The 24,685-nt window shown below is 70.4% G+C and carries 18 protein-coding genes; 7 read left to right on the top strand and 11 right to left on the bottom strand.

Annotated features, from left to right (window positions below; translation table 11 throughout):
- Positions 1-32 precede the first annotated feature (32 nt).
- Entirely contained in the window at positions 33-1,286 is a 1,254-nt protein-coding gene (locus KIK09_RS18995) for a cytochrome P450 (protein WP_214320527.1), read from the top strand.
- Here KIK09_RS18995 and KIK09_RS18990 read toward each other — a convergent pair.
- Complete coding sequence (locus tag KIK09_RS18990; RefSeq protein ID WP_214320526.1) at positions 1,261-2,658, bottom strand: FAD-dependent monooxygenase; 1,398 nt, start codon at positions 2,656-2,658, stop codon at positions 1,261-1,263. The two genes, KIK09_RS18995 and KIK09_RS18990, sit on opposite strands and share 26 nt — an antisense overlap.
- 90 nt (positions 2,659-2,748) lie before the next feature.
- Here KIK09_RS18990 and KIK09_RS18985 point away from each other — a divergent pair, with 90 nt between their 5' ends.
- Complete coding sequence (locus tag KIK09_RS18985) at positions 2,749-3,426, top strand: TetR/AcrR family transcriptional regulator C-terminal domain-containing protein (RefSeq protein ID WP_214320525.1); 678 nt, start codon at positions 2,749-2,751, stop codon at positions 3,424-3,426.
- Here KIK09_RS18985 and KIK09_RS18980 read toward each other — a convergent pair.
- Positions 3,368-4,705, bottom strand: coding sequence for an MFS transporter (locus tag KIK09_RS18980; protein ID WP_214320524.1), 1,338 nt, complete (start codon positions 4,703-4,705; stop codon positions 3,368-3,370). The genes KIK09_RS18985 and KIK09_RS18980 overlap by 59 nt on opposite strands.
- A 48-nt stretch (positions 4,706-4,753) precedes the next feature.
- Here KIK09_RS18980 and KIK09_RS18975 point away from each other — a divergent pair, with 48 nt between their 5' ends.
- Positions 4,754-5,587 carry an alpha/beta fold hydrolase gene (locus KIK09_RS18975; protein ID WP_214320523.1) on the top strand — a complete coding sequence of 278 codons (834 nt, stop codon included), beginning with the start codon at positions 4,754-4,756 and terminating at the stop codon, positions 5,585-5,587.
- Here KIK09_RS18975 and KIK09_RS18970 read toward each other — a convergent pair.
- Positions 5,562-6,557, bottom strand: coding sequence for a methyltransferase domain-containing protein (locus tag KIK09_RS18970; protein WP_308164179.1), 996 nt, complete (start codon positions 6,555-6,557; stop codon positions 5,562-5,564). The two genes, KIK09_RS18975 and KIK09_RS18970, sit on opposite strands and share 26 nt — an antisense overlap.
- A 217-nt stretch (positions 6,558-6,774) precedes the next feature.
- On the opposite strand from KIK09_RS18970, the gene KIK09_RS18965 reads away from it, so the two are divergent.
- Entirely contained in the window at positions 6,775-8,016 is a 1,242-nt protein-coding gene (locus KIK09_RS18965) for a cytochrome P450 (RefSeq protein WP_214320522.1), read from the top strand.
- Positions 8,017-8,458: 442 nt separating this feature from the next.
- Here KIK09_RS18965 and KIK09_RS18960 read toward each other — a convergent pair whose 3' ends face one another.
- Positions 8,459-10,054 carry a chromosomal replication initiator protein DnaA gene (locus KIK09_RS18960; RefSeq protein ID WP_214320521.1) on the bottom strand — a complete coding sequence of 532 codons (1,596 nt, stop codon included), beginning with the start codon at positions 10,052-10,054 and terminating at the stop codon, positions 8,459-8,461.
- Between the two features lie 436 nt (positions 10,055-10,490).
- On the opposite strand from KIK09_RS18960, the gene leuS reads away from it, so the two are divergent.
- Positions 10,491-12,941, top strand: coding sequence for a leucine--tRNA ligase (gene leuS, locus KIK09_RS18955; RefSeq protein WP_214320520.1), 2,451 nt, complete (start codon positions 10,491-10,493; stop codon positions 12,939-12,941).
- Positions 12,942-13,201: 260 nt separating this feature from the next.
- Here the strand turns inward: leuS and KIK09_RS18950 are convergent, their stop codons facing one another.
- The 3 genes from KIK09_RS18950 to KIK09_RS18940 form a co-directional block, all read right to left on the bottom strand.
- Positions 13,202-13,828, bottom strand: coding sequence for a hypothetical protein (locus KIK09_RS18950; RefSeq protein ID WP_214320519.1), 627 nt, complete (start codon positions 13,826-13,828; stop codon positions 13,202-13,204).
- Positions 13,829-13,947: 119 nt separating this feature from the next.
- Positions 13,948-14,436 (bottom strand): GNAT family N-acetyltransferase, encoded by a 489-nt coding sequence (locus tag KIK09_RS18945; protein ID WP_214320518.1) that lies wholly within the window; start codon positions 14,434-14,436, stop codon positions 13,948-13,950.
- An 18-nt stretch (positions 14,437-14,454) separates the two neighbouring features.
- Complete coding sequence (locus tag KIK09_RS18940; RefSeq protein WP_214320517.1) at positions 14,455-14,898, bottom strand: protein-tyrosine phosphatase family protein; 444 nt, start codon at positions 14,896-14,898, stop codon at positions 14,455-14,457.
- 142 nt (positions 14,899-15,040) lie between these two features.
- On the opposite strand from KIK09_RS18940, the gene KIK09_RS18935 reads away from it, so the two are divergent.
- Positions 15,041-18,184, top strand: a complete 3,144-nt coding sequence (locus KIK09_RS18935) for a S41 family peptidase (protein WP_214320516.1) — start codon at positions 15,041-15,043, stop codon at positions 18,182-18,184.
- Between the two features lie 16 nt (positions 18,185-18,200).
- Positions 18,201-19,523: a hypothetical protein gene (locus KIK09_RS18930; protein WP_214320515.1), complete on the top strand. Its 1,323-nt coding sequence runs from the start codon at positions 18,201-18,203 to the stop codon at positions 19,521-19,523.
- Here KIK09_RS18930 and KIK09_RS18925 read toward each other — a convergent pair.
- The 4 genes from KIK09_RS18925 to nrdR all read right to left on the bottom strand — a co-directional run bounded on the left by KIK09_RS18925 (position 19,513) and on the right by nrdR (position 24,583).
- Complete coding sequence (locus KIK09_RS18925; protein ID WP_308164178.1) at positions 19,513-20,577, bottom strand: MalY/PatB family protein; 1,065 nt, start codon at positions 20,575-20,577, stop codon at positions 19,513-19,515. The two genes, KIK09_RS18930 and KIK09_RS18925, sit on opposite strands and share 11 nt — an antisense overlap.
- Before the next feature lie 17 nt (positions 20,578-20,594).
- Complete coding sequence (locus tag KIK09_RS18920) at positions 20,595-21,110, bottom strand: DUF3995 domain-containing protein (RefSeq protein ID WP_214320514.1); 516 nt, start codon at positions 21,108-21,110, stop codon at positions 20,595-20,597.
- Between the two features lie 114 nt (positions 21,111-21,224).
- The gene (locus tag KIK09_RS18915; protein ID WP_214320513.1) at positions 21,225-24,050 is read right to left on the bottom strand and encodes a vitamin B12-dependent ribonucleotide reductase; all 2,826 of its coding nucleotides are present in this window, start codon (positions 24,048-24,050) and stop codon (positions 21,225-21,227) included.
- Complete coding sequence (nrdR, locus tag KIK09_RS18910) at positions 24,047-24,583, bottom strand: transcriptional regulator NrdR (protein ID WP_308164201.1); 537 nt, start codon at positions 24,581-24,583, stop codon at positions 24,047-24,049. Before nrdR ends, KIK09_RS18915 begins: the two co-directional genes overlap by 4 nt.
- Positions 24,584-24,685: the final 102 nt, after the last annotated feature.

Genomic DNA, 24,685 nt, shown 5'->3' with positions numbered 1-24,685 from the left:
GTAAGTAGTTACTTGCGCGAATCATGTGGGGCATGACGGTCTCCGCCGATGTCGACCTGTCCCAGATCCCCTTCTGGGGGTTGCCCCAGGCCGAGAGGATGGACGCGTTCCGCCGGCTGCGCGCGCTCGACCGGCCCGCGTTCGTCCCGGAGCAGTACCTGCCGTTCATCGGTGGCGGGCCGGGCTACTACGCCCTGGTACGGCATGCCGACGTGACCGAGGCGAGCAGGAACGCGGCCGTCTTCAGCAGCGAGCCGTGCTCCAACAGCATCCCCGACATGCCCCGCTGGCTGGCGGTGTACTTCGGATCCATGATCAACATGGACGATCCCAGGCATGCCCGGCTGCGCAGGATCGTCTCGCGGGCCTTCACCCCGAAGATCCTCGGCAAGATGGAGGAGGACCTGGCCGTCGCGGCCGCGGAGATCGTGGACGAGGCGGTCAAGGAGGGGCCGAAGGACTTCGTCGCGCAGATCGCCGCCAAGCTCCCCGTCCGCGTGATCTGCGACATGATGGGGATTCCGCCGAAATTTCATGACATGGTGTTGCGGCGGACCAACGTCATCCTCGGCAACGCCGACGCCGAGTACACCGGCATCGACCCCGAGCTGAGCCGCCTCAACGTGGGCAAGGGCCTGCTCAGGCTGCTGCACGCCGGCTACAGCCTGAACCGGATGGCCGCCCGCCTGGGCGACCAGCGCCGCAAGCATCCCACGGGCGACCTGGTGAGCCTGCTGGTCAACGGCGAGGAGCACCTCACGCCGCAGGAGCTGGGCTCGTTCTTCATCCTGCTGGTCGTGGCCGGCAGCGAGACCACCCGCAACGCCATCGCCTACGGGCTCAAGCTCTTCACCGACCACCCCGAGCAGCGCGAGCTGCTGCTGAGCGACTTCGACGGCCGCATCGTCAAGGCCTGCGACGAGATCATCCGCTATGCCACCCCGGTGATCCAGTTCCGCCGGACGCTCACCCAGGACTTCGAGATGAACGGCCAGCAGTACAAGCAGGGCGACAAGGTGCTGCTGTTCTACAACTCCGCCAACCGCGACGAGGCGGTCTTCACCGATCCCGACGCCTTCGACATCACCCGCGACCCCAACCCTCACGTCGGCTTCGGCGGCCCGGGCCCGCACTACTGCCTGGGCGCCCACCTGGCCAGGCGCGAGATGACCGTGATGTTCCGCGAGCTGTTCACCCGCCTGCCGGACATCAGGTCCGTCGGCGAGCCCGACTTCCTGCTGTCCAACTTCATCAACGGCATCAAGCACCTGGGGTATACGCACTAGCCACGAACCCGTCCGGCCGCACGAGCAGCGCGCCGTACGGCCAGCCCTCGACGACGTGCACCGGCACGTCCGCCTCGACGGGCTCCGCGCTGATCACGCAGTAGCGGCCGTCGACCAGGTCCAGCGTCGAGACCCCCTCGCTCACCCACACGTGCGGGACCCGGGAGCCCACCGAGCCGTCCAGGTCGAGGGCCACGTCCTCGGTGGAGGGCAGGTCCTCGATCCCCGAGCCGTACCGGTAGCCCAGGTGCACGATCGGCGCGTTCACCGCCCCCGCGCGGGCCCTGGCCTCCGCGTTCGACCCGAAGTGCAGGGTGATGTCCTGCGCCCGCAGCAGCGACTGCGACAGCGCCAGCTGCGCCACCGGCCGCCGCTCGTCGTGGTAGGTCTCCAGCAGCGACTCCCGCGCCTGGCCCCGCAGCACGAGGGCCAGCTTCCAGGCCAGGTTGTGCGCGTCGGCCACCCCGGTGTTCATGCCGAACGCGCCCACCGGCGGCACGGCGTGCGCCGCGTCCCCGACCAGGAACACCCGCCCGTCGGAGAAGCGGTCTGCCACCTGCCCACGCGCGCGCCACCGCAGCGTGCTGAGGATCTCCACCTCCAGCTCGGGATCCCCGACGGCGGCCCTGATCAGCTCGGCCGACGGCTCGAGATCGGTGTGGAAGGTCCACTCCTTCTCCCCGTCGATCGTCACCAGGATCCCGGCGGCCTCCGGGGCGGTGATCTCGCACAGGCCGAACGGCTGGCCGCCGGTCACGCCGCTCAGGTCGGCGCTGAACAGGATGTTGTGCAGGTTGGGCCCCAGCACGCCCGGCCCGGTCACGCCGACGCCCAGGCCCTCGCGGACCGTGCTGCGCACGCCGTCGGCCGCGACCAGGTAACGGGCGCGGATCTCCCGCTCGCCCCCGGGACCCCGCACCAGCGCGGTCACGCCCTCGCCGTCCTGGGTGAAGGAGATCAGCTCGGTGCCGTACTCCACCCGGGCGCCGCGGGTGCGGGCCGCGTCGAGCAGGACCCGGTCGAGCCGGTTCTGCGGGCAGACGCCGCGGATGCGGGCGGGGGTGTAGCTCAGGTCGCCCATGAGCTCGGCCCGTGATTGCGCCTGCCTGTCACGTAGTCCCGCTCCCGCCAGCGTGCCGGCGGTGAGCTTGCCGAAGGTCGCGGTCATGTTCACGGCGACGGCGTTGACCGCCTCCTCGAGACCGAGCTCGCGCAGGATCTCCATGGTCCGCGGGCCCACGCCGGTGGCGCGGGGGTGGATCTGCGGGCCCGGCTCCCGCTCCACGACCAGCGCGCCGACCCCGTGGCGGGCCAGGCAGGCCGCGGCCATCAGGCCCACGGTGCCGCCGCCGGCGATCAGGACGTCCTCCATGACGAGCTCCCCTCATTTGTGGGAACATTGTTCCCGTGAATGGGAACACTGTAACCACATCGCTAGGATGCTGACCAGAGGGGGTGGCGCATGACCCTGGTGTGGAGCCGCGAGCCGTACAGTCCCAGGCGGCAGGCCATGAGCGTGGAACGGATCGTCGCGGCGGCGGTCGCGATCGCCGACGCGGAGGGGCTGGCGGCGGTGACGATGCGCCGTGTGGCGGCCGCGCTCGAGTCCGGCACGACCTCGCTCTACCGCTACGTGGCCAACCGCGACGAGCTGCTCGACCTCATGGTCGACGCGGTGCGCGGTGGCCCGGCGGCCAAGCCGACCGGCGACTGGCGGGCCGACCTGGCGCGCCTCGCCCGCGCCCAGCGCGAGCTGCTGCTACGGCATGCCTGGCTGGGCGGCGTGCTGGCCACCAGGCCCGCACTCGGGCCCAACTCGCTGCGCCACATGGACCGCGCGCTGGCCGCCGCCGGAGGGCTGACCGGCGACATCACCGAGGCCGGCATGGCGATGGGGCTGATCTTCGACTACGTGCTCGGCGCGACCTCGCGCGAGCTGGCCGAGACCCAGGAGCGGTTGCGGACCGGGCTCGACCAGGAACAGTGGCGCTCCACCGTCGCCCCCTACATCCGCCAGGTGCTCGAAAGCGGCGACTACCCGCACTTCGCCCGGCGCGTGGTGGAGGCCGACGACCCGGACTTCACTGCTCAGTTCGAGTACGGTCTGGACTGCCTGCTCCGAGGCCTGTCCCGCGACTGACCCGCCGCCGCACCAACGCCACCGGCAGCAGGGCGCCGAGCAGCGCCAGCGCGGCGGCCACCAGCAGCATCCGCGACACACCCGAGCCGTACGGCGCGGCCAGCACGGCCACCCCGACCGCGGTGCCCAGTTGCTTGAACGTGTTGACCATCCCGGTGGCCATGCCGACCCGGTCCATGGGCGCGGTCAGGCCGACCTGGTTGGCCACCACGTTCCCGGCGCCGAGTCCCAGCCCGCCGACGAACAGTCCGATCATGATGGGCGTCCACCGGTCGGCGGCCGGGATCGCCATGACGACCAGCGCCACCGCGATCAGAGCTGGGCCCGCCGCAATGAGCACGCCCATCGGCCAGCGGTGCAGCACCTTCCCGACCGCCACGGGGCCGATCACCGCGGCCACGCTGAAGGCCAGGAACCGCACCCCGGCCTCGACCGGGCTCGCGTGCAGCGGACCCTGGACGTACAGCGTCAGGTAGGTGAAGGCGCCGAGCAGCGCGGCCAGCATGAGCAGCGTGGTGGCCGACCCGATCGCGAAGACCGGGTTCCTGAACAGCCCGAAGTCGACCATGGGGTTGCGGGCACGCAGCTCGGCCAGCACGAACACCGTCAGCAGCACCAGCCCGCCCGCCAGCAGCCAGGGCAGGTCGTGGATCAGCGCCGGGATGATCGCGAACAGCGCGGCGCTGACCAGCACGATGCCCAGCGGGTCGAGATGCCCCTGCCCGCGCGACTCCGGCACCCGCTGCCGCAGCGCGACCAGGACGAACGCGCCGATCGGCAGGTTGATCAGGAAGATCGCCCGCCATCCGAACGCCGCGGTGAGCGTGCCGCCGACGACCGGGCCGAGCGTCATCGCCAGCCCGGACACCGCGCTGAAGATCCCCAGCGCCTTGCCCCGCTCGGGACCCTCCGGATAGACCGCCCCGATCAGCGGGGTCGTGGTGCCGTACAGCGCGGACGCGCCCAGCCCCTGCACGCCTCTGGCGATGTCGAGCAGCACCGCGTTCGGAGCCAGCGCGCACGCCAGCGAGGCCAGCGTGAAGATCGACACTCCTACCGCGAGCAGCCTGCGCCTGCCGTAGCGGTCCGCCAGCACCCCGGCAGGCAGCAGCACGGCCGCCAGGGTGAGGGCGTAGGCGTCGACGACCCACTGCACCTCAGGAAGTGAGGCCTTCAGCTCACCGCGGATGTTCGGGAGGGCGACGGTCACGGCGGTCAGGTCGACGACGACGAGGACGATGGTCAGGGATGCGAGCGCAAGTACCCAGCCTCGGCGCATGATTTCAGTGGTACTCCTGCGGCGGGTCGAATGCTAGGTTTCGCAGGCATGGAGATCAGGACGATTCATGCCAACGGCATGGAGTTCGCATATCTGACCGTAGGGGATGGGCCGCTGGCCTTGTGCCTGCACGGCTTCCCCGACTCCGCACACACCTGGCGTCACCTGCTGCCCGAGCTGGCCCAGCGCGGCTACCGGGCGGTCGCGCCGTTCATGCGCGGCTACGCGCCGACCGAGGTGCCTGCCGACGGCGCCTACGAGCGCGCCGCGCTGGCCGCCGACGTGCTGGCCCTCCACGAGGAACTGGGCGGCGACGACGACGCCGTGCTGATCGGCCACGACTGGGGCGCGCTGACCGCCTACATGGCGGCCGACCGCTTCCGCCGCGCCGTGACCATGGCGGTGCCGCCGCCCGACGCCCTGGCCACCTTTTTCCTGGACTACGCCCAGCTCAAGCGGTCCTTCTACATCTTCCTGTTCCAGACCGCGCTGGCCGAGCCCGCCGCCGCCGCGCCCGGCTTCCTGGAGTCGCTGTGGGCAGACTGGTCGCCCGGCTACGACTTCGCGCAGGACGTGGAGTTCGTCCGGCGCAGCCTCGCCGAGCCCGCCAACCTGTCCGCCGCCATCGGCTACTACCGGGCCATGCTCGGCACCACGCCGCCCTCGGGCCGCTACCCGGAGCCGGCGCCCGCCTCGAGCACGCCGATCCTGTACCTGCACGGGGCCCAGGACGGCTGCCTGGACCCCGGCATGGCCAAGGACGCGCTCGGCCACCTGCCTGCCGGCTCGCGCGTGGAGGTGGTGGCGGGCGCCGGTCACTTCCTGCACCTGGAGCGGCCCCGCGAGGTCGGCTCCCTCATCCTCGACTGGCTGGCCTCCTGAGGACCGCGATCACCGGGTGACGCCCTGACAGGCTCACCTCGACGACCCGCCGCACGGCGAAGCCCCGCGGGAGCTCGCCGTGCACCAGCGCCACGGCCAGCCCGCCGGGCGTCAGCACCCGGCGCACCTCCCGCCACAGCAGCCCGGGATCGGCGGCCAGCAGCCCCGCCGGCGGCACCTGGCGGTCCCACGGCGGGTTCACCAGCACCCGGTCCACGCTCGCCCCTGGCAGCGGGATCCGCCCCGCGTCGGCTCGGATCCAGGCGGGTTCGCTTCTGCCTGCCGTACCGGCGTTGAGCGAGGCCGTCGCGACGGCCCGCGGACTGTGGTCGAGGCCGATCAGGCGGACGTGCGGGGCCAGGTGCGCCGCCTCGATGAGCGTGGTGCCCGCACCGCAGCACGGGTCGAGCACCGTGCGGGCCCCGTCCAGGCGGGCCAGCTCGGCCATCGCGGCGGCCAGCGGCGGATGCAGCGTGCCGGGAAGGGCTCCTGTCTTGTACGGCCTGCGGTGCAGAGGCCGGTCCGCCAGGCGGCGCGCGATGACCGCCCGCTCGCCCTCGATCGTGACCCGCCACGACGCCAGCCCCTCGGGCGGCCTGCCGCCGTCCCTGCGCGAGTGGTACGGCCCGCCGAGCCGGGACCCGACGGCGTCCTCGACGTCGAACCGGGTGTAGTTGCGCCGCCCCACGAACGAGGCGGACACCTCGTGCGCGAGCGCCGGTCCGCCGATGCTCGCGGCGGCGCGGGCCAGCCGGTCCAGCGCCGCCCGCTGCCTGCCGACGCCGTCGACCACGGCCGCCACCAGCAGCACGTCGTCGGCCAGGCGCAGCGCTCGCGGATCTCGCCGCGGTTCGAACCAGACCTCGCGATGGCGCAGTTCAAGCACCGCGCCGATGTTCAACCGGATGATCTCCGCGGCCACCAGGGGCTCGATGCCATGCACGGCCCTGGCCACGGCAAACGTGTGCACGTGTCCTTCTCCCACGACGCGACCCGGGGCGGCCTGTGGCCGTCCCGCATCACCGGCGGTGGTTCACGCCGCGACCCGCCGGCGGACCGTCAGCGTCGGAAGAAGAAACTCATGCGACCACGGTAGCGGGGGCGATCAACCGGTTTTCCGCGAAGGTACGTACGGTGTACGTCGCAATCTATTGACGTAAGTGGTTACTTTTCCCAATGATGGGCTCATGAGCGTCGTGGACTTCGATCTTTCGGACCAGGAGTTCTGGGCCAAGCCCATGGACGAGAGGGAGGAGGCGTTCCGGAGGTTGCGGGCGCTGGACAGTCCCGCGTTCTTCGAGGAGATGGAGGTCACCTTCGCGCCGAAGGGGCCCGGCTACTACGCGCTGACCCGGCATGCCGACATCGTCGAGGCCAGCCGTAACCCCGAGGTGTTCTGCTCGGGCGACGGCGGCGCGACGAACATCCCCGACATGCCCGCCGAGTTCACCGAGTACTTCGGCTCGATGATCAACATGGACGACCCGCGGCACGCGCGGCTGCGCAGGATCGTCTCGCGGGCGTTCACGCCCAAGATGATCAAGCAGTTCGAGGCCGACGTGGAGACCGCCGCCACCCGCATCGTCGACGACCTGCTGGTCAAGGGGTCCGGCTGCGACTTCGTCACCGAGGTGGCCGCCCGCCTGCCGCTGAAGATCATCTGCGACATGATGGGGATCCCCGAGAAGGACTACCAGTTCGTCTTCGAGCGCTCGAACGTCATCCTGGGCGGCTTCGACCCCGAGTACGCCACCGGCGACATGGACCAGGTGGCCGAGCAGCTGCTCAACGCCGGCCTGGAGCTGCAGCAGCTGGTGCAGGACCTGGCGGCCTACCGCGCCGACCATCCCACGGGTGACCTGACGTCCTCCCTGGTCAACGCCAACCTCGACGGTGAGCGGCTGACGCTGCAGGAGCTGGGCTCGTTCTTCATCCTGCTCGTGGTGGCAGGCAACGAGACCACCCGCAACGCCATCTCCTACGGCCTGCGGCTGCTGACCAACAACCCCGGCCAGCGCGCGCTCTGGCTGGAGGACATCGACGGCCACGCGGCCGGCGCGGTCGAGGAGATCGTGCGCCTGGCCTCGCCGGTCAACTACATGCGCCGCAAGCTCACCCGCGACTTCGAGATGAACGGGACGCTCTACCGCAAGGGCATGAAGGCCGTGCTGTTCTACTGGTCGGCCAACCGCGACGAATCCGTCTTCGCCGACCCGCTGGCCTTCGACATCCGGCGCGACCCCAACCCGCACGTCGGGTTCGGCGGCCCCGGCCCGCACTTCTGCCTGGGCGCCCACCTGGCACGCCGGGAGATCACCGTGATGTTCCGCGAGCTGCTGCGCCGGGTACCGCGGATCGAGGGCGGCAAGCCGGATCGCCTCTACTCCAGCTTCATCAACGGCACCAAACACATGACCTGCACCTTCTAACCAAAGCACCAACCCACCGAACGCGACACCCGCCTCCGGCCTGCGGGCCGACCCGTGGGGACCGATGCCGGGCGGGGTGCGCCGCGGCCGGGCGCCGGTTCACGGCCCCCTGCCGGGACCCGTGGGCTTGGCGCCGGGTCGGCGGGTTGTGGGACGGCGGAGCTCGGCGCCCTCGTACGGCGGGCAAGGTAGGCCCCGGCGCGAGGGCTACGTCTCGCTGTACGGCGAGCGGTGGGGGACCGTGGTGCCCGCTTGACGATGCGCCGTGGCGGCGGGCAAGCGTCCCCGACTCGCCGGAAGCGCCGGTCGCGGGCCCTCAGCCGGAGTATGGCGGGCGGCCGGTGGGGAGGGCCCGCCGTACAAGGTCACCGTGAAGTTCGGGCCCTCGGCCGAGGTACGGCGGGCGGCCGGTGGTGGCGGCCCGCCGTGCAGGATGAGAAAGCTACGGCGTGGTCTTGAGGCGCTTGAGGATGGTGTTGATGTCCGGGAGGAGCTGCTTGCTGTCGGACGGGACGGACATGTAGACGATCGACGGCAGGTCCGAGCCCGTGTCCACGGCGGCGGCCAGGATGACGGTCTTGGTGTCGCCCGAGGTGAGCTCGTAGGCGATCGCGCGGCCCTTGATGCCCTTGAGCTGCTGCTGCCCGAGCTTCTTGACCGTGTTCGGCTGCGGGAAGAAGCGCTTGCGGGCGTTCAGCACGACCTGCTTGATGACCGGCTCCAGCTGGTCGGCCGAGGTGAAGGACGAGGCGAACTTCTGCGGCAGCGGACCCGTCAGGATCTGGGCGGCGCTGTTGGGACCCGTGGGGGAGAACTGGCGGGTGTCGAAGCCGTACGTGGCCTTGACCGTGGCGCGCTGGTCGAGCTGCCAGGTGCCGCCCAGGCGGGGCACGGTGAGCTTGGCCAGCGAGTCCGTGACCGTGCCCGTGACCGGGGCCGCCTTGCCGGGATAAGTCGGGATCTTGGGGATCGTGGACACCGGCTTGGTGGGGGAGCTCTTGCCCGTCGGGGTCGCCTTGGCGGCCGGGGTGTTCGACGGGGTGGGGTCGTCGCTGGACAGGGGGCCCGCCAGGAACGCCCACGCGAGCGCGCCGATGAGGGCGATCGCGACCGACCCGGCCAGGGCGTAGATCCAGATGGGCTTGCCCGGCGGGTCGTCGTCGAGCGACTCCTGATCGCCCATCGCCTGGTAGTTGTCGCCGAAGACGGTGTTCCAGAGCTCCTGCTGGCGCTCGGGAGGAGGCGTGCGGGAGCCGCTGATCTGCCCGGCCGTCACGAAAGGACGGTCGGGGTCGGACGGGTCGCGGCTGAGGTTCGACCCCGGGCGTCCCTGGGGGTCCATCCCGTGCTCGGGCGGCATCGGGGCCTGCCCGGGGTGCTGGGGCATCTGCGCGGGCGGCTGGCCGTAGGCCTGCGGGTCGCCGTAGGCCTGCGGGTCCTGACCGGGCCGCTGCCCGTACACGTGCTGGTCCTGCGGGTAGGCGTGCTGGTCCTGCTGCCCGTACCCATGCTGGTCCTGGGGGTACGCGCGCTGGTCCTGCTGCCCGTACCCATGCTGGTCCTGCGGGTATGCGTGCTGGTCCTGGGGGTACGCGTGCTGGTCCTGCCCGTACCCGTGCTGGTCCTGGGGGGATGGCTGGCCGTGCAGCTGCTGGTCCTGCGCGGTGGGCGCGCCGTAGACATGCGTGTCCTGAACGGGCGGCGCACCGTACACGTGCGTGTCCTGGACAGGTGGCGCGCCGTACACGTGCGTGTCCTGGGTCGGCGGCTTGCCGTACGCGAGCTGGTCGGAGGGCAGGGACGTCGGCGGGGAGGCCGGACGCTCGAGCGAATCCGGCTGCTGCGGCCAGGGCGCGGGGGTGGACAGGTTCGACCATGAGTTGTCGCGGGCCGGCGGCTTCTCCCACGCGGGCACCGGGTCCTTGACGACCGGCTCCGGCCAGGAGGGCAGCGGAGCCTCCGGCCACGAGGTGGGTACCTCGGGCTGGGATTGCTCGGGCCAGGACGGTGGCAGGTGTCCGGAATTCTCCGTTGCCATTACTGCCGTACCTCCCGAGGTTATGTCCTGATTTGACGCATCGGGCATGATCTCACGGGTCCCAGGGGGTTCCGCAGGGAAACGCGCGAAGCCGTGCGGATCGGTCGGCGGGTCCTGCATCGGCAGGTGGGCCGTCGATCGGTCTGGTTCGGCAGGATGCGCCACGGTGACGAGAGTAATCTAATGGGACATATGATGTCATAACGGGTAGATCAGGATCAGGTCTCGCAAGACCTGAAGCGTCTATTGTGCCCGGCAGGCTCGATCGAGTATCGGCATTCGGTGGAAGACGTGCGCTAGGCTTGACCTATGCGTTCCGCGACCCTGCTTCTTAGCGGGCCGCGACGGCCCTAGGTCTTCCCGCCGTCGCGGCTGCCCCTCGTTGTGTGCGCGAGGGGTTTTCTTATGGGGTCAACCAAATCAGAAGGACACCGCCGTGAGTGAGTACGATCCGCAGGCGCTGCAGGCCAAGTGGCAGCAGCGGTGGGAGGAGATGGACCCGTTCCTGGCGAGCGAGGACGCCGCCGACACCCGGGAGCGGCGCTACATGCTCGACATGTTCCCCTACCCCTCCGGCGACCTGCACATGGGTCACGCGGAGGCCTTCGGACTCGGAGACGTCGTCGCACGCTACTGGATGCAGCGCGGCTACAACGTCATGCACCCCATCGGGTGGGACTCCTTCGGCCTGCCCGCCGAGAACGCGGCGATCAAGCGCAACGCGCACCCGGCCGAGTGGACGTACGCCAACATCGACACGCAGGCGTCCTCCTTCAAGCGTTACGGCATCGCCTTCGACTGGTCGCGCCGCCTGCACACCAGCGACCCCGACTACTACCGCTGGAACCAGTGGCTGTTCACCCGCTTCTTCGACCGCGGGCTGGCCTACCGCAAGGGCGGCCTGGTCAACTGGTGCCCCAACGACCAGACCGTGCTGGCCAACGAGCAGGTCGTCAACGGCAAGTGCGAGCGCTGCGGCGCCGACGTCGTCCGCCGCGAGCTGACCCAGTGGTACTTCAAGATCACTGAGTACGCGCAGCGCCTGCTGGACGACATGGACCAGCTGGAGGAGGGCTGGTCGGAGCGGCTGCTGACGATGCAGCGCAACTGGATCGGCCGCTCCGAGGGCGCCGACGTCCAGTTCGTCATCGAGGGCCGCGACGAGCCCGTCACCGTCTTCACCACCCGGCCCGACACGCTGTACGGCGCGACGTTCTTCGTCGTGGCGGTCGACGCGGCGCTGGCCGAGGAGATCGTGACCGACGAGCACCGCGCCGAGTTCGAGGCCTACCGGGCTGAGGTCGCCAAGCTGAGCGACATCGAGCGGCTGTCGACCGACAAGGAGAAGACCGGCGTCTTCCTGGGCCGCTACGCGATCAACCCGGTCGACGGCGAGCGCATCCCCGTCTGGGCGGCCGACTACGTGCTGTCCGACTACGGCCACGGCGCCATCATGGCGGTGCCCGCCCACGACCAGCGCGACCTGGACTTCGCGCGGAAGTTCGGCCTGCCGGTCAAGGTCGTCGTGCACACCGGCCTGGCCGACCCGGGCGAGACCGGCGAGGCGACCCCCGGCGAGGGCAAGCTGGTCAACTCCGGCCCGCTGGACGGGCTGACCAAGGCCGACGCCATCCGCAAGATCATCGAGGTCCTGGAGAAGGACGGCCGCGGCCAGGGCACGGTCAACTTCCGGCTGCGCGACTGGCTGCTGTCGCGGCAGCGGTTCTGGGGCACGCCGATCCCGATCATCCACTGCCCCGACTGCGGCGAGGTCCCCGTCCCCGACGAGCAGCTGCCGGTCACACTGCCCGACATGCGGGGCGAGGCCCTGGCACCCAAGGGCATCTCGCCGCTGGCCTCGGCCACCGACTGGGTCAACGTCGAGTGCCCCAAGTGCGGCGGCCCGGCCAAGCGCGACACCGACACGATGGACACCTTCGTCGACTCGTCCTGGTACTTCCTGCGCTACACCTCGCCCGGCTACAACGAGGGGCCGTTCGACCCCGAGCAGGTGCGCAAGTGGATGCCGGTCGACCAGTACGTGGGCGGCATCGAGCACGCCGTGCTGCACCTGCTGTACTCCCGCTTCTTCACCAAGGTCCTGTACGACATGGGCCTGGTGGAGTTCACCGAGCCGTTCAAGCGCATGATGAACCAGGGCCAGGTGATCAACGGCGGCAAGGCCATGTCGAAGTCGCTGGGCAACGGCGTCGACCTGGGTCAGCAGATCGACGACTTCGGCGTCGACGCGGTCCGCCTGACCATGGTCTTCGCCGGCCCGCCCGAGGACGACATCGACTGGGCGGACGTCTCGCCCGCGGCCTCGCAGAAGTTCCTGGCCCGCGCCTTCCGCGTGATGGACGAGGTCGCCGCCGAGCCGGGCGTCTCCTTCGCGGACGGCGACCTGGACCTGCGCCGGTTCACCCACCGCACGATCGACGAGGTCACCGGCCAGGTCGAGTCCTACAAGTTCAACGTGGCCGTGGCCCGCATGATGGAGCTGACCTCGGCCGCCCGCAAGGCCATCGACTCGGGCCCCGGCGCGGCCGACCCGGCCGTCCGCGAGGCCGCGGAGGCGCTGGCCGTCATGCTGTCGCTGGTCGCGCCGTACACGGCCGAGGAGGCCTGGGAGCGCCTGGGCCACCAGGGCTCGGTCGCCTTCGCCGGCTGGCCCACCGCGGACCCGGCGCTGCTGGTGCAGGAGTCGATCACGTGCGTGGTGCAGGTGGCGGGCAAGGTCCGCGACCGGCTGGAGGTCTCGCCGGACATCTCCGAGGCTGACCTGCGCGCGCTGGCGCTGGCCTCGGACAAGATCCAGCCCTACCTGTCGGGCGAGCCCCGCAAGGTCATCGTCCGCGCCCCCAAGCTAGTCAACATCGTCCCCTAGGCTTTTCGGCTTCCTGACCACAGCGCCCGGCTTCGGCTGGGCGCTGTGGCATTTTCCTGGGCTGTTGTACGGCAAGCCGCCCCACCGCCCCCCGCCGTAGCGGGCCCCCGCCCGTCCAAGGTCGCCACTCCAGCGGCGCCCCTCCCCGCCGCCACGACCACACGGAAACCGCCGCGCCGGGCAACCCCCGGCGCCACGGTCGCATGTGGATCGGGCCCCTGCAGCCGTGCCTGTCCACGGTGGCCGTTGTGGCGGGTAGGTCAGCGCCGGGGGCGGCGGAAGGTCAGGATCGAACCGGCGCCGAGCAGGACGCCCCCGGCGATGAACCCGGCGCCGACCCATGGCAGAGAGGGCTGGGTGGCAGCGGTCTCGACGCGCCCGCCGACCGAGGGGGATCCGTCGGCGTTCAGCGCCACCAGAACCCGGTCGCCCTGCTGCGCCTTCGCGTCGAACTGCAGGGTCAGCGGCCCTGACCCCTCGCTCCTGGCCGTCCAGAACCCGGCCTGCCCCGGCGGCGTCGCGGGCGCGTGGCCGGGATGCCGCGTGAAGGTGACCCCCTTGCCGGTGTTCTCGTGCCCGGTCGTGTAGGCCACCCCTTCCAGATACCTGTTCAGATCCTCGGGCTTGGCCAACCCCACGAACGCGACCCCGCCGGACGGGATCACCCGGATGCGCACCTTGTCCAGCGCCCCCAGGAACACGCTCCCCGTGCTCCAGTCGTACGGATCGGTGGTGATCGCATACCCGTCCGTCTGGTAACCCGCTTTGCCCAGATCGGCGAACCCGCCGTCACCGGGCATCGACAGGATGAACGCGCCTATGCCCACGAGGCTCACCGCCCCCAACGCCAGCACGCTCCCACCCAGCTTCGCCGCCAAACGCTTCACGGCCTCTCAGCTCCTTCGCCTTATCAGTCACCGGAGCTTCGATACTAATCACAAAACTCTAAACTTGAGACATCATGTCTCAAGCAGAAAAGCCGAGACGGACCACCAGGGAGGAGCGGTCAGAGCGGCTTGGACATGACGAGCTCGTGCGACGAGCCGTCGGGGGTGGGGCTGCCGAGGATGTCCGTCTGCTTGAAGCCGAGGCGGCGATACAGCGCGATCGCGCGGGAGTTGCCTGGCATGACGGCCAGCTCGAGGGTGTGGGAGCCGCGTTCGAGCGCCCACGCGGCGACCGCCTCGACGAGGCTGTCGGCCACGCCCCTGCCGCGGGCGGCCGGGCTCACCCACATCGAGACCAGCTCAGCCGTGCCCTCGCCGGACCCGGGGACCCCGCTGGCCATCCCCATGGGTGTGCCGTCGAGCAGGGCGACGAGGTTGTGGGAGCCGCGCATGGACAGGCGGGCCCGCCAGCGCCCCTCCTGGTCGCCGTCACCCGACCAGTCCGCCAGCGTGGACCCGAACGCGTAGGGCGCCTCCGCCAGAGCCGCCAGCCGCAGCTCCCGCCACACGCCCCAGTCGTCCTCACTCAGCACCCGCAGCTCGATCACACCAGGTACGTTACACAGTCACGATCGACCGGCGAACCAGCCGATCCACCGGCGCTGCCAGGGGGTCTCCACCGCGCGGTGATGGTGCTGAGCGCGCACCCAGGCCAGCGCCTCCTCGGGCGTGAGCCCGTCGAGGGTGGCCAGGCACGCCAGCACCGTGCCCGTCCGCCCGACGCCCCCGTTGCAGGCGACCTCGACCGCCTCGCCCGATCCTGCCCGCCGGTGCAGCTCCACGATGGCACGGGCAGCCTGGTCACGGTCGCGGGGGAGTAGGAAGTCCGGCCAGGCGACCCACTCGTGCGGCCAGCTCAGTCCGGCCTCGTGACGCCGTTGGAGCCGGGCGGAACCCAGGTAGAGGGCGTAGTCGGGCACCGCGCCCGCGGGCATGGGATGCCGCAGCCGCCGCCCGCGCACCCACGCTCCACCGGGCAACTCGATCGCTCCGGGCAAAGGTGACGCCATCCACGGGCTCCTTCCAGTAGACATGGATCAACGACGAGATCCTCCAGGCGTGGAGGGCTCGGATCGACCGGCTTTCGCCGAGAGCGCACCCTGCGGAAAAGTCACGGCGACCACCACGCCGCTCCCGCATTAGGGTTCAGCTGTGACAAATGGCGCTTACCTGAGACATCCGCATCTGCACGACGACCTGGTGACCTTCGTCGCCGACGACGACGTGTGGCTGGCACCGGTGACGGGCGGCCGGGCCTGGCGCTTCACCGCCGACCGTACCCCGGTCTCGCACCCGAGGTTCTCCCCCGACGGCAGCCGCATCTCCTGGACCAGCACCCGCGAGGGCAACCCCGAGGTGTTCGCCGCCGAGATCGACGGTCCCGAAGGCGAGCGGCTGACCCACTGGGGCAACGCCACCACCGGTTCCCGCGGATGGAGCGCCGACGGAGACGTCCTGGCCGTCACGGCCGCGGGCGAGGGCGGCCGGGCACGGACCTGGGCCTACGCGGTGCCCCTCGACGGGGGTCCCGCCGCGCGCCTGCCGTACGGGTGGGTGAGCGACGTCGCCGTCCAGGGCGGCAGGACGGCCACCGTCTCGGCGATGTGGCGCGAGCCGTCGCAGTGGAAGCGCTACCGCGGCGGCACCGCGGGCAAGATCTGGGTGGACGCCGAAGGCGACGGCGAGTTCACCCGGCTGTTCGACGACAGCATCGCGCAGTACTGGTCGGTCATGTGGGTCGGCGACAGGGTCGCCTTCCTGGCCGACCCGGACGGCACGGGCAACCTGCACTCGGCCCTGCCCGACGGCTCGGACCTGCGCAGGCACACCGGGCACGAGGAGTTCTACGCCCGCCACGCCGCCACCGACGGCACGCGGATCGTCTACAGCCACGCCGGTGACCTGTGGCTGATGGAGAGCCTGGACGCCGAGCCGTACAAGCTGGACATCAAGCTCGGCGGGCCCCGGCCGGCGCGGGCCAAGCGGCCCGCGCCGAACCGCGTCGGCGGGTTCTCGCCCGACGCGACCGGACGGGCCAGTGCGGTGGAGATCCGCGGCACCGCGCACTGGGTGACGCACCGCGACGGCCCCGCGGGAGCGCTGCGGGTGGAGCCGGGCGTGCGGGTACGGCTGCCGCGCACGCTCGACGCCGACGGCCGCGCGCTGTGGGTGTCGGACGCGACCGGCGAGGACGCCCTGGAGCTCGGCACACCGGGCGGCGAGATCAGGACGCTGGCCGCGGGCGAGCTGGGCCGGGTGCTCGAACTGGTCGCCGCGCACGACGGCAAGCACGCCGCGGTCGCCACGCACGACGGCCGCCTGCTCGTCGTCGACCTCGAAACGGGCGACCTGCGCCGGCTGGACCACACCACCCAGGGCGACATCCGTGGCCTGGCGTTCTCGCCGGACTCGGCCTGGCTGGCCTGGGTGCACCCGCATCACGAGCCGCTGTCGCAGATCAAGATGGGCCGCGTGGACGGCACCTCGACGCTGGAGGTGACGCCGCTCAGGTTCGCCGACTACGACCCGGTCTTCACCAAGGACGGCAAGCACCTGGCGTTCCTGTCGATCAGGACGTTCGACCCGGTCTACGACGCGCACGTGTTCGACCTGTCCTTCCCGGCGGGCTGCCGGCCGTACATCGTGCCGCTGCAGGCCACCACGCACTCGCCGTTCGACCCGAGCCTGCAGGGGCGCGGGTTCAACGGCGAGGACGACAAGAAGCCCGACGACAAGAAGGACGACGACACGCCGCGCACCGAGGTGGACCCGGAGGGGCTCGCCTCGCGCGTGGTGCCGGTGCCGGTGCCCGCGGGCCGCTACGACAACCTGCGCACCGCCAAGGACGCGCTGCTGTGGCTGCGCCACCCGCTGACCGGCCAGCTCGGCGACGGCACGGAGCACAACCACGAGATCGTGCTCGAACGCTACGACCTGAAGAAGCGTGCCAAGAGCGAGCTGGGCAAGGAGTTCCGCTCGTTCGAGGTCAGCGCCGACGGCTCGCGGCTGGTCGGCAACGGCAAGAACGGCCTGCAGACCCGCTCGGCCGCCGAAGGCGACGAGGTCGTCACCATCGACCTGGACCGGATCACCGTCCAGCTCGACCCGGTGGCCGAGTGGCGTCAGGGCTACCGCGAGGCGGGCCGGCTCATGCGCGACCACTTCTGGCGCGAGGACATGAACGGCGTCGACTGGCAGGCCGCGCTCGACCGCTACGCGCCGCTGGTCGAGCGCATCGGGGCCTACTCCGAGCTGATCGACCTGCTCTGGGAGGTGCAGGGCGAGCTGGGCACCTCGCACGCCTACGCCCGTGCCAACGGTGCGGGCGTCGACCCCAAGCGCCGCCAGGGCCTGCTCGGCGCCGACCTGGAGCGCGACGCCGACGGCGCGTGGCGGGTCGCCCGCATCCTGCCGGGCGAGTCGTCCGACCACGACGCGCGCTCGCCGCTGCTCGCGCCGGGCGTCGCCGTCCGCGTGGGCGACGCGATCGTCGCGGTCGGCGGCCGCCCCGTCGACGCCGTCCGCGGCCCCCTGCCCCTGCTGGCCGGTACGGCGGGCCAGCCCGTCGAGCTGACCGTACGGCCGGCCGGGGGAGGCGAGGCACGCCGCGTGGTGGTGACCCCGATCGCCGACGAGACGCAACTGCGCTACCACGACTGGGTGGAGGGCCGCCGCGCCTACGTCCGCGAGGCGTCCGGCGGGCGGCTCGGCTACCTGCACGTGCCCAACATGGTGGCCTCCGGCTGGGCCCAGTTCCACCGCGACCTGCGCACCGAGATGGCCCGCGAGGGCCTGATCGTGGACGTGCGGGAGAACGGCGGCGGCCACACCTCCGAGCTGGTGCTGGAGAAGCTGTCGCGCAAGGTCACCGGCTGGGCCCGGGCCCGCGGCTACGAGCCGATGCGCTACCCGGAGGACTCGCCGCGCGGCCCGATCGTGGCGGTCGCCGACGAGTTCGCCGGATCCGACGGCGACATCGTCAGCGCCGGGATCAAGAACAGGGGCATCGGCCCGCTGGTCGGCACCCGCACCTGGGGCGGCGTCATCGGTATCGACTCCCGGTACGCGCTGGTCGACGGCACTGTGGTGACCCAGCCCCGTTACTCCTTCTGGCTGGACGGGCCCGGCTGGGGCGTGGAGAACTACGGCGTCGACCCGGACGTCGAGGTCGTCATGACCCCGCAGGACCGGGCCGCGGGGCGTGACCCGCAGCTGGCCAAGGCCGTCGAGCTGGCGTTGGCGGCGCTGGAGGAGCACCCCGCCGTCACGCCTCCGGAGCTGCCGCCGCTGAGCTGACCCGTCGCTCTCGCGAGTGGCCGGCGACCGCGCCTGCACGGGAATGCAGGCGCGGTCGCGCTCTCGTCCATTCCGGCTGCCCGCAACGCGACCCTCGTCTGATCACAAAATGGACACAGCGCTGATATGTCATGACTCGCTGTGTGACGGTTGGTCAATGGGTCGGACATCACTCGCCTTCAGCCAGCAAGGCCTGAACGCCGCCGGATTCAACGCGGACCGCATCGCCCATGATCTCGGGGAGATCCGCGCGAACGCCAACTGGCGTGGCGAGCTGATCTGGGGAGCGCTGGGCCTGCTCGGGGAGCCCGCCAGAACGCGGCACAACCGCCAGCGCGCCGACTTCCTGGAGGAGGTCCGGCGTGGCGTGACCTCGGCGGAGGGCATCGCCCGCAACCTCGCGGCCAACGCCAGGGGCTACCAGAAGGTCACCGACGCCAACCTGGCCCTGCTCGCGGACGGCTCGCGGACGGCTGCCGATGAGTACGACCGCAGGGAGCCCGGCGCTGGGTTGATCCCCCCGGACAAGGATTTGTCCGACGACGTGTTGCGCGGCTTCGATAAGGACTCCTTTGAGAGCGTGCACTTTCAGGACACGAAGGGCTGGCAAGCCGCCGTGCTGGGCGCCGTCACCGCAGGAACGCTTTTCAGCCTGCCGAGCCTGGACGCCCGCGCGCAGGGGCTGGGCAGCGCCAGCTCGTGGGGGATCAAAATGCCGGAGGCGGAGGCCGCTCGCATCGCGAAGATCAGCGCCAGGGCGGACAACTACGTCAAACTGGGCGCCAGGACGTGCGTGAGCGGGGCCCTCACCCTCATGCTCTGGTTCTCGATGATCACCGTGGACGACGAATCCATCGACGAGGCGCTCCTTGCCTGGCGCGACGAGGCCGTGCAACTGTTCGACATCTTCGGCACCAACGCCGTCGACACCGGCGAACTGCTCGCCAGGGTGTGGAGCGGTGATGCCATGAACGCCGCCGACAAGAAGATCAGGGACTTCATCACCGCGGGCGTGCAGCTCGCCGACGATGCGCTGGGTCGCTTCTACGGCCTGCAGGAGGCGGTCAAGCAACTGAACAGGGTCTACGACGCGATGTTCTATCTGGTGGTCGCCGAGGTCATGATCATGGCCGCCCTGGCGGTGTTCAAGGTGAACCCCGCGGCGGTCTATACCTTGGAGCTGGTCGGCAGGAGGCTGTTCATGGCCATGCTCACCGTGCGGGGGCTCGCGGCCGCCGTCCTCGCGGGCCTGATGTACCACAATGTGGGTCGAGACCACGGGATGCCGCTCGCTGACGGGATTCCCGCCGACGTGCGGTTCCCGACGTTCAGCGCGTGAGCCGGTCGAGGATCTCGGCCAGGACGGGCTCGGTGGTGGCGAAGTTCAGCCGGACGTGGCCCTCCCCGCCGGGTCCGAATGCCGATCCGTCGCTGAGCAGGACCTTCGCCTCGCGTTCCAGGGTCTCCGCGTTCCGCTCCGAGGGCAGCCAGGCCAGGTAGGTGGCCTGCGGGATCCGGTAGCCGGGCAGCCGGGTCGCGATCGTCCTGCGGTTGCGGTCGAGGAGGTCCAGCGTGCTCGCCAGCCACTTGTCGCCGTGCCGCCACGCGGCGATCGTGGCCTCGACGCCGAACAGGTTGGCCGAGCCGTACAGGAAGGGCGGTTGCTGCTCCAGGGCGCTGCGCAGCTCGGGCATGCCGAGGTGGGCGACCGAGCAGCGGATGCCGCCCAGGTTGAACGCCTTCGTGGCCGAGGTCAGCGTGACCGTGCGCTCGGGCAGCAGGGTGGCGAAGGGGATGTGGCGGTTGGGGGCGTAGGTCAGGTCGGCGTGGATCTCGTCGGCGATGACCAGCAGGTCGTGGCGCTCTGCCTGCTCGGCGAGCACTTCCAGCTCCTGCCGGGTGAAGACCCTGCCGGTGGGGTTGTGCGGGTTGACCAGGAGCAGCACGCGGCAGCTCGCCAGGTCGGGGGAGCCGGAGCGCCAGGTCTCGCCGTCGGGCTCGAACTGGATCGGGTGCAGACGGCGCTTCATCGTCTCGATGGTGCCGAGGAAGGGATGGTAGGCGGGGGTGTGCAGGGCCACGCCGTCGCCCGGCCGGGTCCAGAGGTGGAGGAGCACCTGGAGGGCCTGGTTGATGTCGGAGTAGGTGCGGACGTGTCCGGGGTCGGGCTGCCAGCCGTACCTGGTGGTCATGCGGTCGGCGAAGGCCTCGGCGAGCGGGGAGACAGTCGCGTCGTCGAGCCAGTTGGGGTAGCCGAGGTCGCCCTCGGCGCGGTGCCTGAGCACCTCGACGACCTCGGGGGCGGTGGGGAGGTCCATGTCCGCCACCCAGGCGGGGATCACTCCGTGGGCTGCTCTTGACCACTTCAGGCCGTCACGCTGGTACTCCGTCACGCACACATTCTAGAAATTTACCGACATATCGCCCATAGCCGGGCATGGCTGACCCGCCTGGAGCGCGCCTGATACGAGCGCGCGCACACTGCCAGCGCGCCGCCGATCCCGCAGAAGGCCAGAACGGCGGCGACGACGAGCCAGCTCGTGGGCCCCTGGCGGCCATCTCCGCCACCCGCCAGTGTGAGCACCGCGGTGAGCACGCCGTACGGAAGCAGCGCGGTCCCCGGCCATGCCACGCACAGCAGGATCCGGCGCGGCAGCCGCAGGCCCCACGGGCGGGACAGCGCCAGCAGCAGTACGGCTCCCGCCACGGCCAGAGCCGCGGTGAAGTCGACACCGTGATGCTCCAGCCAGATCACGGCCGCGGGCGCGCCGTTGCGCCGGAACTCCTCAGCCAGGTCGAACCCCGGCGGCAGGCCTGCCCGCCCGCCGCAGGCCCAGTACGTCTTGATCGCCGCATACGGCGCGAGCGCCGCGATTCCCGCCCATGCGGTCCGGCGAACCGCGGGAGTCGGCTCCGAGAAGGTCATGGTCCGACACTTCCGGAACGGCAGGCAGGACGACTCCCCTCATCGAACCAGCCCGTTCCCCCACACGGGGGAGGGGGTGCCGGTGAGCACCGGCACCCCCTCCGTCGCTGAAGGTCAGCTGCAGCCGCTGGTGGAGCCGCAGCCCTCACAGACGTAGCAGCTGCCCGCGGGGCGCATCTTCGTGCCGCAGGTCATGCAGAGCGGGGCGTCGGCCGTGAAGCGCTGGTGGCTCTCCAGCGTGAGCTCCTTGACCGGCTCGGGCTTGGGCTGCTGCGCGACCGTCCCCTGGGGCTCGATGGGCGCCGACTGGGCCAGCATCTCCTTGTCCACGACCTCCTGCAGCGCCGCCGGGTCCTCGCCGCGCTGCTGCGCCGCGCGCTCGGCCGCCGAGAAGATGCCCAGGGCCGCCCGCTCGTCGAAGGGCAGGTGGTCGAGCGCCAGGCGGCGGAAGATGTAGTCCATCACCGACGTGGCCATCCGGATGTCCGGGTCGTCCGTCATACCGGCGGGCTCGAAGCGCATGTTGACGAACTTGCTCATGTACGTCTCGAGAGGCACGCCGTACTGGAGCCCTATCGAGATCGCCACCGAGAAGGCGTCCATGACGCCCGCCAGCGTGGAGCCCTGCTTGGACATCTTGAGGAAGACCTCGCCGAGCCCGTCGTCGGGGTAGGACGAGGCGGTCATGTAGCCCTTGGCGCCGCCGACCGTGAAGCGGGTGGTCATGCTGGGACGCTGGTTGGGCATCCGGCGCCTGGTGGGCCGGTTGACCTCGATGACCTTGACCTCGGGCTCGGCGGCGGCGGTGGACTGCTCCTCGGCCTTCGGCTTGGCGTTGGACAGCGGCTGGCCGACCTTGCAGTTGTCGCGGTAGACCGCGAGCGCCTTCAGGCCGAGCTTCCAGCCCTCCAGGTAGACCTGCTCGATGTCGTCGATCGTGGCCGACTCGGGCAGGTTGACCGTCTTGGAGATGGCGCCCGACAGGAACGGCTGCGCGGCCGCCATCATCCGGACGTGACCCATCGGCGCGATCGCCCGCTCGCCCATCGCGCAGTCGAACACCTCGTAGTGCTCGTGCTTGAGGCCGGGGGCGTCCACGACGTGGCCGTGCTCGGCGATGTACTCGACGATGGCCTCGATCTGCTCCTGCTGGTAGCCCAGCTGCTTGAGCGCCCGCGGGATCGTCTGGTTGACGATCTGCATCGAGCCGCCGCCGACTAGCTTCTTGAACTTGACCAGCGCCAGGTCGGGCTCGATGCCGGTGGTGTCGCAGTCCATCATCAGGCCAATGGTGCCGGTCGGGGCCAGCAGGCTCGCCTGGGCGTTGCGGTAGCCGCTCTTCTCGCCCAGCTTGAGGCACTCCGACCACTGGCGCGATGCCTCGGCGTGGATCTTGCCGTCCATCGAGCCGATCGTGCGCAGGTTGTCGTTGGATGCGGCGTGCTTGCGCATGACCCGCTTGTGCGCGTCGGCGTTGCGGGCATAGCCGTCGTACGGGCCGACCACACCAGCGAGCTCGGCGCTGCGGCGGTAGGACACGCCCGTCATCAGCGAGGTGATGGCGCCGGCGACCGCGCGGCCGCCGTCGGAGTCGTAGGCGTGGCCGGTGGCCATCAGCAGCGCGCCCAGGTTGGCGTAACCGATGCCGAGCTGGCGGTAGGCGCGGGTCGTCTCGCCGATCTTCTCCGTCGGGAAGTCCGCGAACGTGATCGACACGTCCATCGCCGTGATGATCAGCTCGGTGAGCTTCACGAAGTTGGCCACGTCGAAGGAGTTGTCGTCCTTCAGGAACTTCAGCAGGTTGATCGAGGCGAGGTTGCAGGAGGAGTTGTCCAGGTGGACGTACTCCGAGCACGGGTTGGACGCGGTGATCCGCCCCGTCTCCGGGGTGGTGTGCCAGTCGTTGATCGTGTCGTCGTACTGCACGCCCGGGTCGGCGCACTCCCACGCCGCCTTGGCCATCTTGCGGAACAGCTCCTTGGCGGCGACGGTCTCGATCACCTCGCCGGTCAGGCGGGCGCGCAGGCCGAACTCGGCGCCCTTCTCCACCGCGGTCATGAACTCGTCGGAGACGCGGACGGAGTTGTTGGCGTTCTGGTACTGGACCGAGACGATGTCCTTGCCGCCCAGGTCCATGTCGTACCCGGCGTCGCGCAGCGCGCGGATCTTGTCCTCCTCGCGCGCCTTGGTCTCGATGAACTCCTCGATGTCGGGGTGGTCCACGTCGAGCACGACCATCTTGGCGGCCCGCCGCGTTGCGCCGCCCGACTTGATCGTGCCCGCGCTGGCGTCGGCGCCGCGCATGAACGACACCGGGCCGCTGGCCGTACCGCCGCTGGACAGCAGCTCCTTGGAGGAGCGGATGCGCGACAGGTTGACGCCCGAGCCCGAGCCGCCCTTGAAGATCACACCCTCTTCCTTGTACCAGTCGAGGATCGACTCCATCGTGTCGTCCACGGCCAGGATGAAACAGGCGCTGACCTGCTGCGGCGACTTGGTGCCTACGTTGAACCAGACCGGCGAGTTGAAGGCGAAGACCTGGTGCGTCAGGGCGTACTTCAGCTCGTGGTCGAAGATCTCGGCATCCTCGTCGGTGGCGAAGTAGCCGTTCTCCACCGCGGTCCTGGTGTACATGCCGACGACGCGGTCGACGAGCTGCTTCAGGCTCCACTCGCGCTGCGGCGTGCCCACCGCGCCGCGGAAGTACTTGGTCGTCACGATGTTGGCCGCGTTGATCGACCAGAAGTCGGGGAACTCGACGCCCCGCTGCTCAAAATTGATCGAGCCGTCGCGCCAGTTCGTCATGACGACGTCGCGGCGCTCCCACGTGATCTCGTCGTACGGATGCACTCCGGGCTTGGTGAAGATCCGCTTCATCTTCAGACCCTTGCGCGGCTTCTTACCGCCGCGTGCCACCGAGCCGCTGGCCGTCTCCGTCATGACTCCCCCTTCTCGCCTTTACTGGCCGAGTCCGTCGCACCCTGCACCTTGCGATCCGCACGGGGATCTCCAGGTGTCCGGTTCGACTCCCTCTCCACCTTCAACTGTTCGATCTCGGCCTCGAAGTCCGCCAGGCTCTCGAAACCGCGATATACCGATGCGAACCGCAGGTACGCCACCTCGTCGAGCTCCCGCAGCGGGCCCAGGATGGCCAGCCCGACCTCGTTGGACGGGATCTCCGCCGCGCCCTTGGCCCTGATGGCCTCCTCGACCCGCTGCCCCAGCTGGGCCAGCGAATCCTCGGAGACGGGCCGGCCCTGGCAGGCCCGCCGTACGCCCGCGACCACCTTGTCCCGTGAGAAGGGCTCCGTCACCCCGCTACGCTTGCTCACCATCAGCAACACGGTCTCCTGCGTGGTGAACCTGCGCCCGCATTCCGGGCAGGTCCGCCGGCGCCGGATGGCCGCGCCGTCCTCCGTCGAGCGGCTGTCGATGACCCTGGTGTCCGGGTGCCGACAGAACGGACAGTGCACGCTCACGCCTCCTCGGGACGTGCGTAAAGCACGGTCCACGGAACCACAAGTTGTGGTGAACCTACATCGGTGTAACTACTAGATGTTGTGGTTTCCAACCTA

Origin of the sequence: Nonomuraea sediminis (assembly GCF_018531495.1) — a bacterium.
GTDB lineage: Bacteria > Actinomycetota > Actinomycetes > Streptosporangiales > Streptosporangiaceae > Nonomuraea > Nonomuraea sediminis.
Note: the sequence above shows the minus strand (reverse complement) of the source record. Positions and strands in the feature narration are given on the sequence as shown.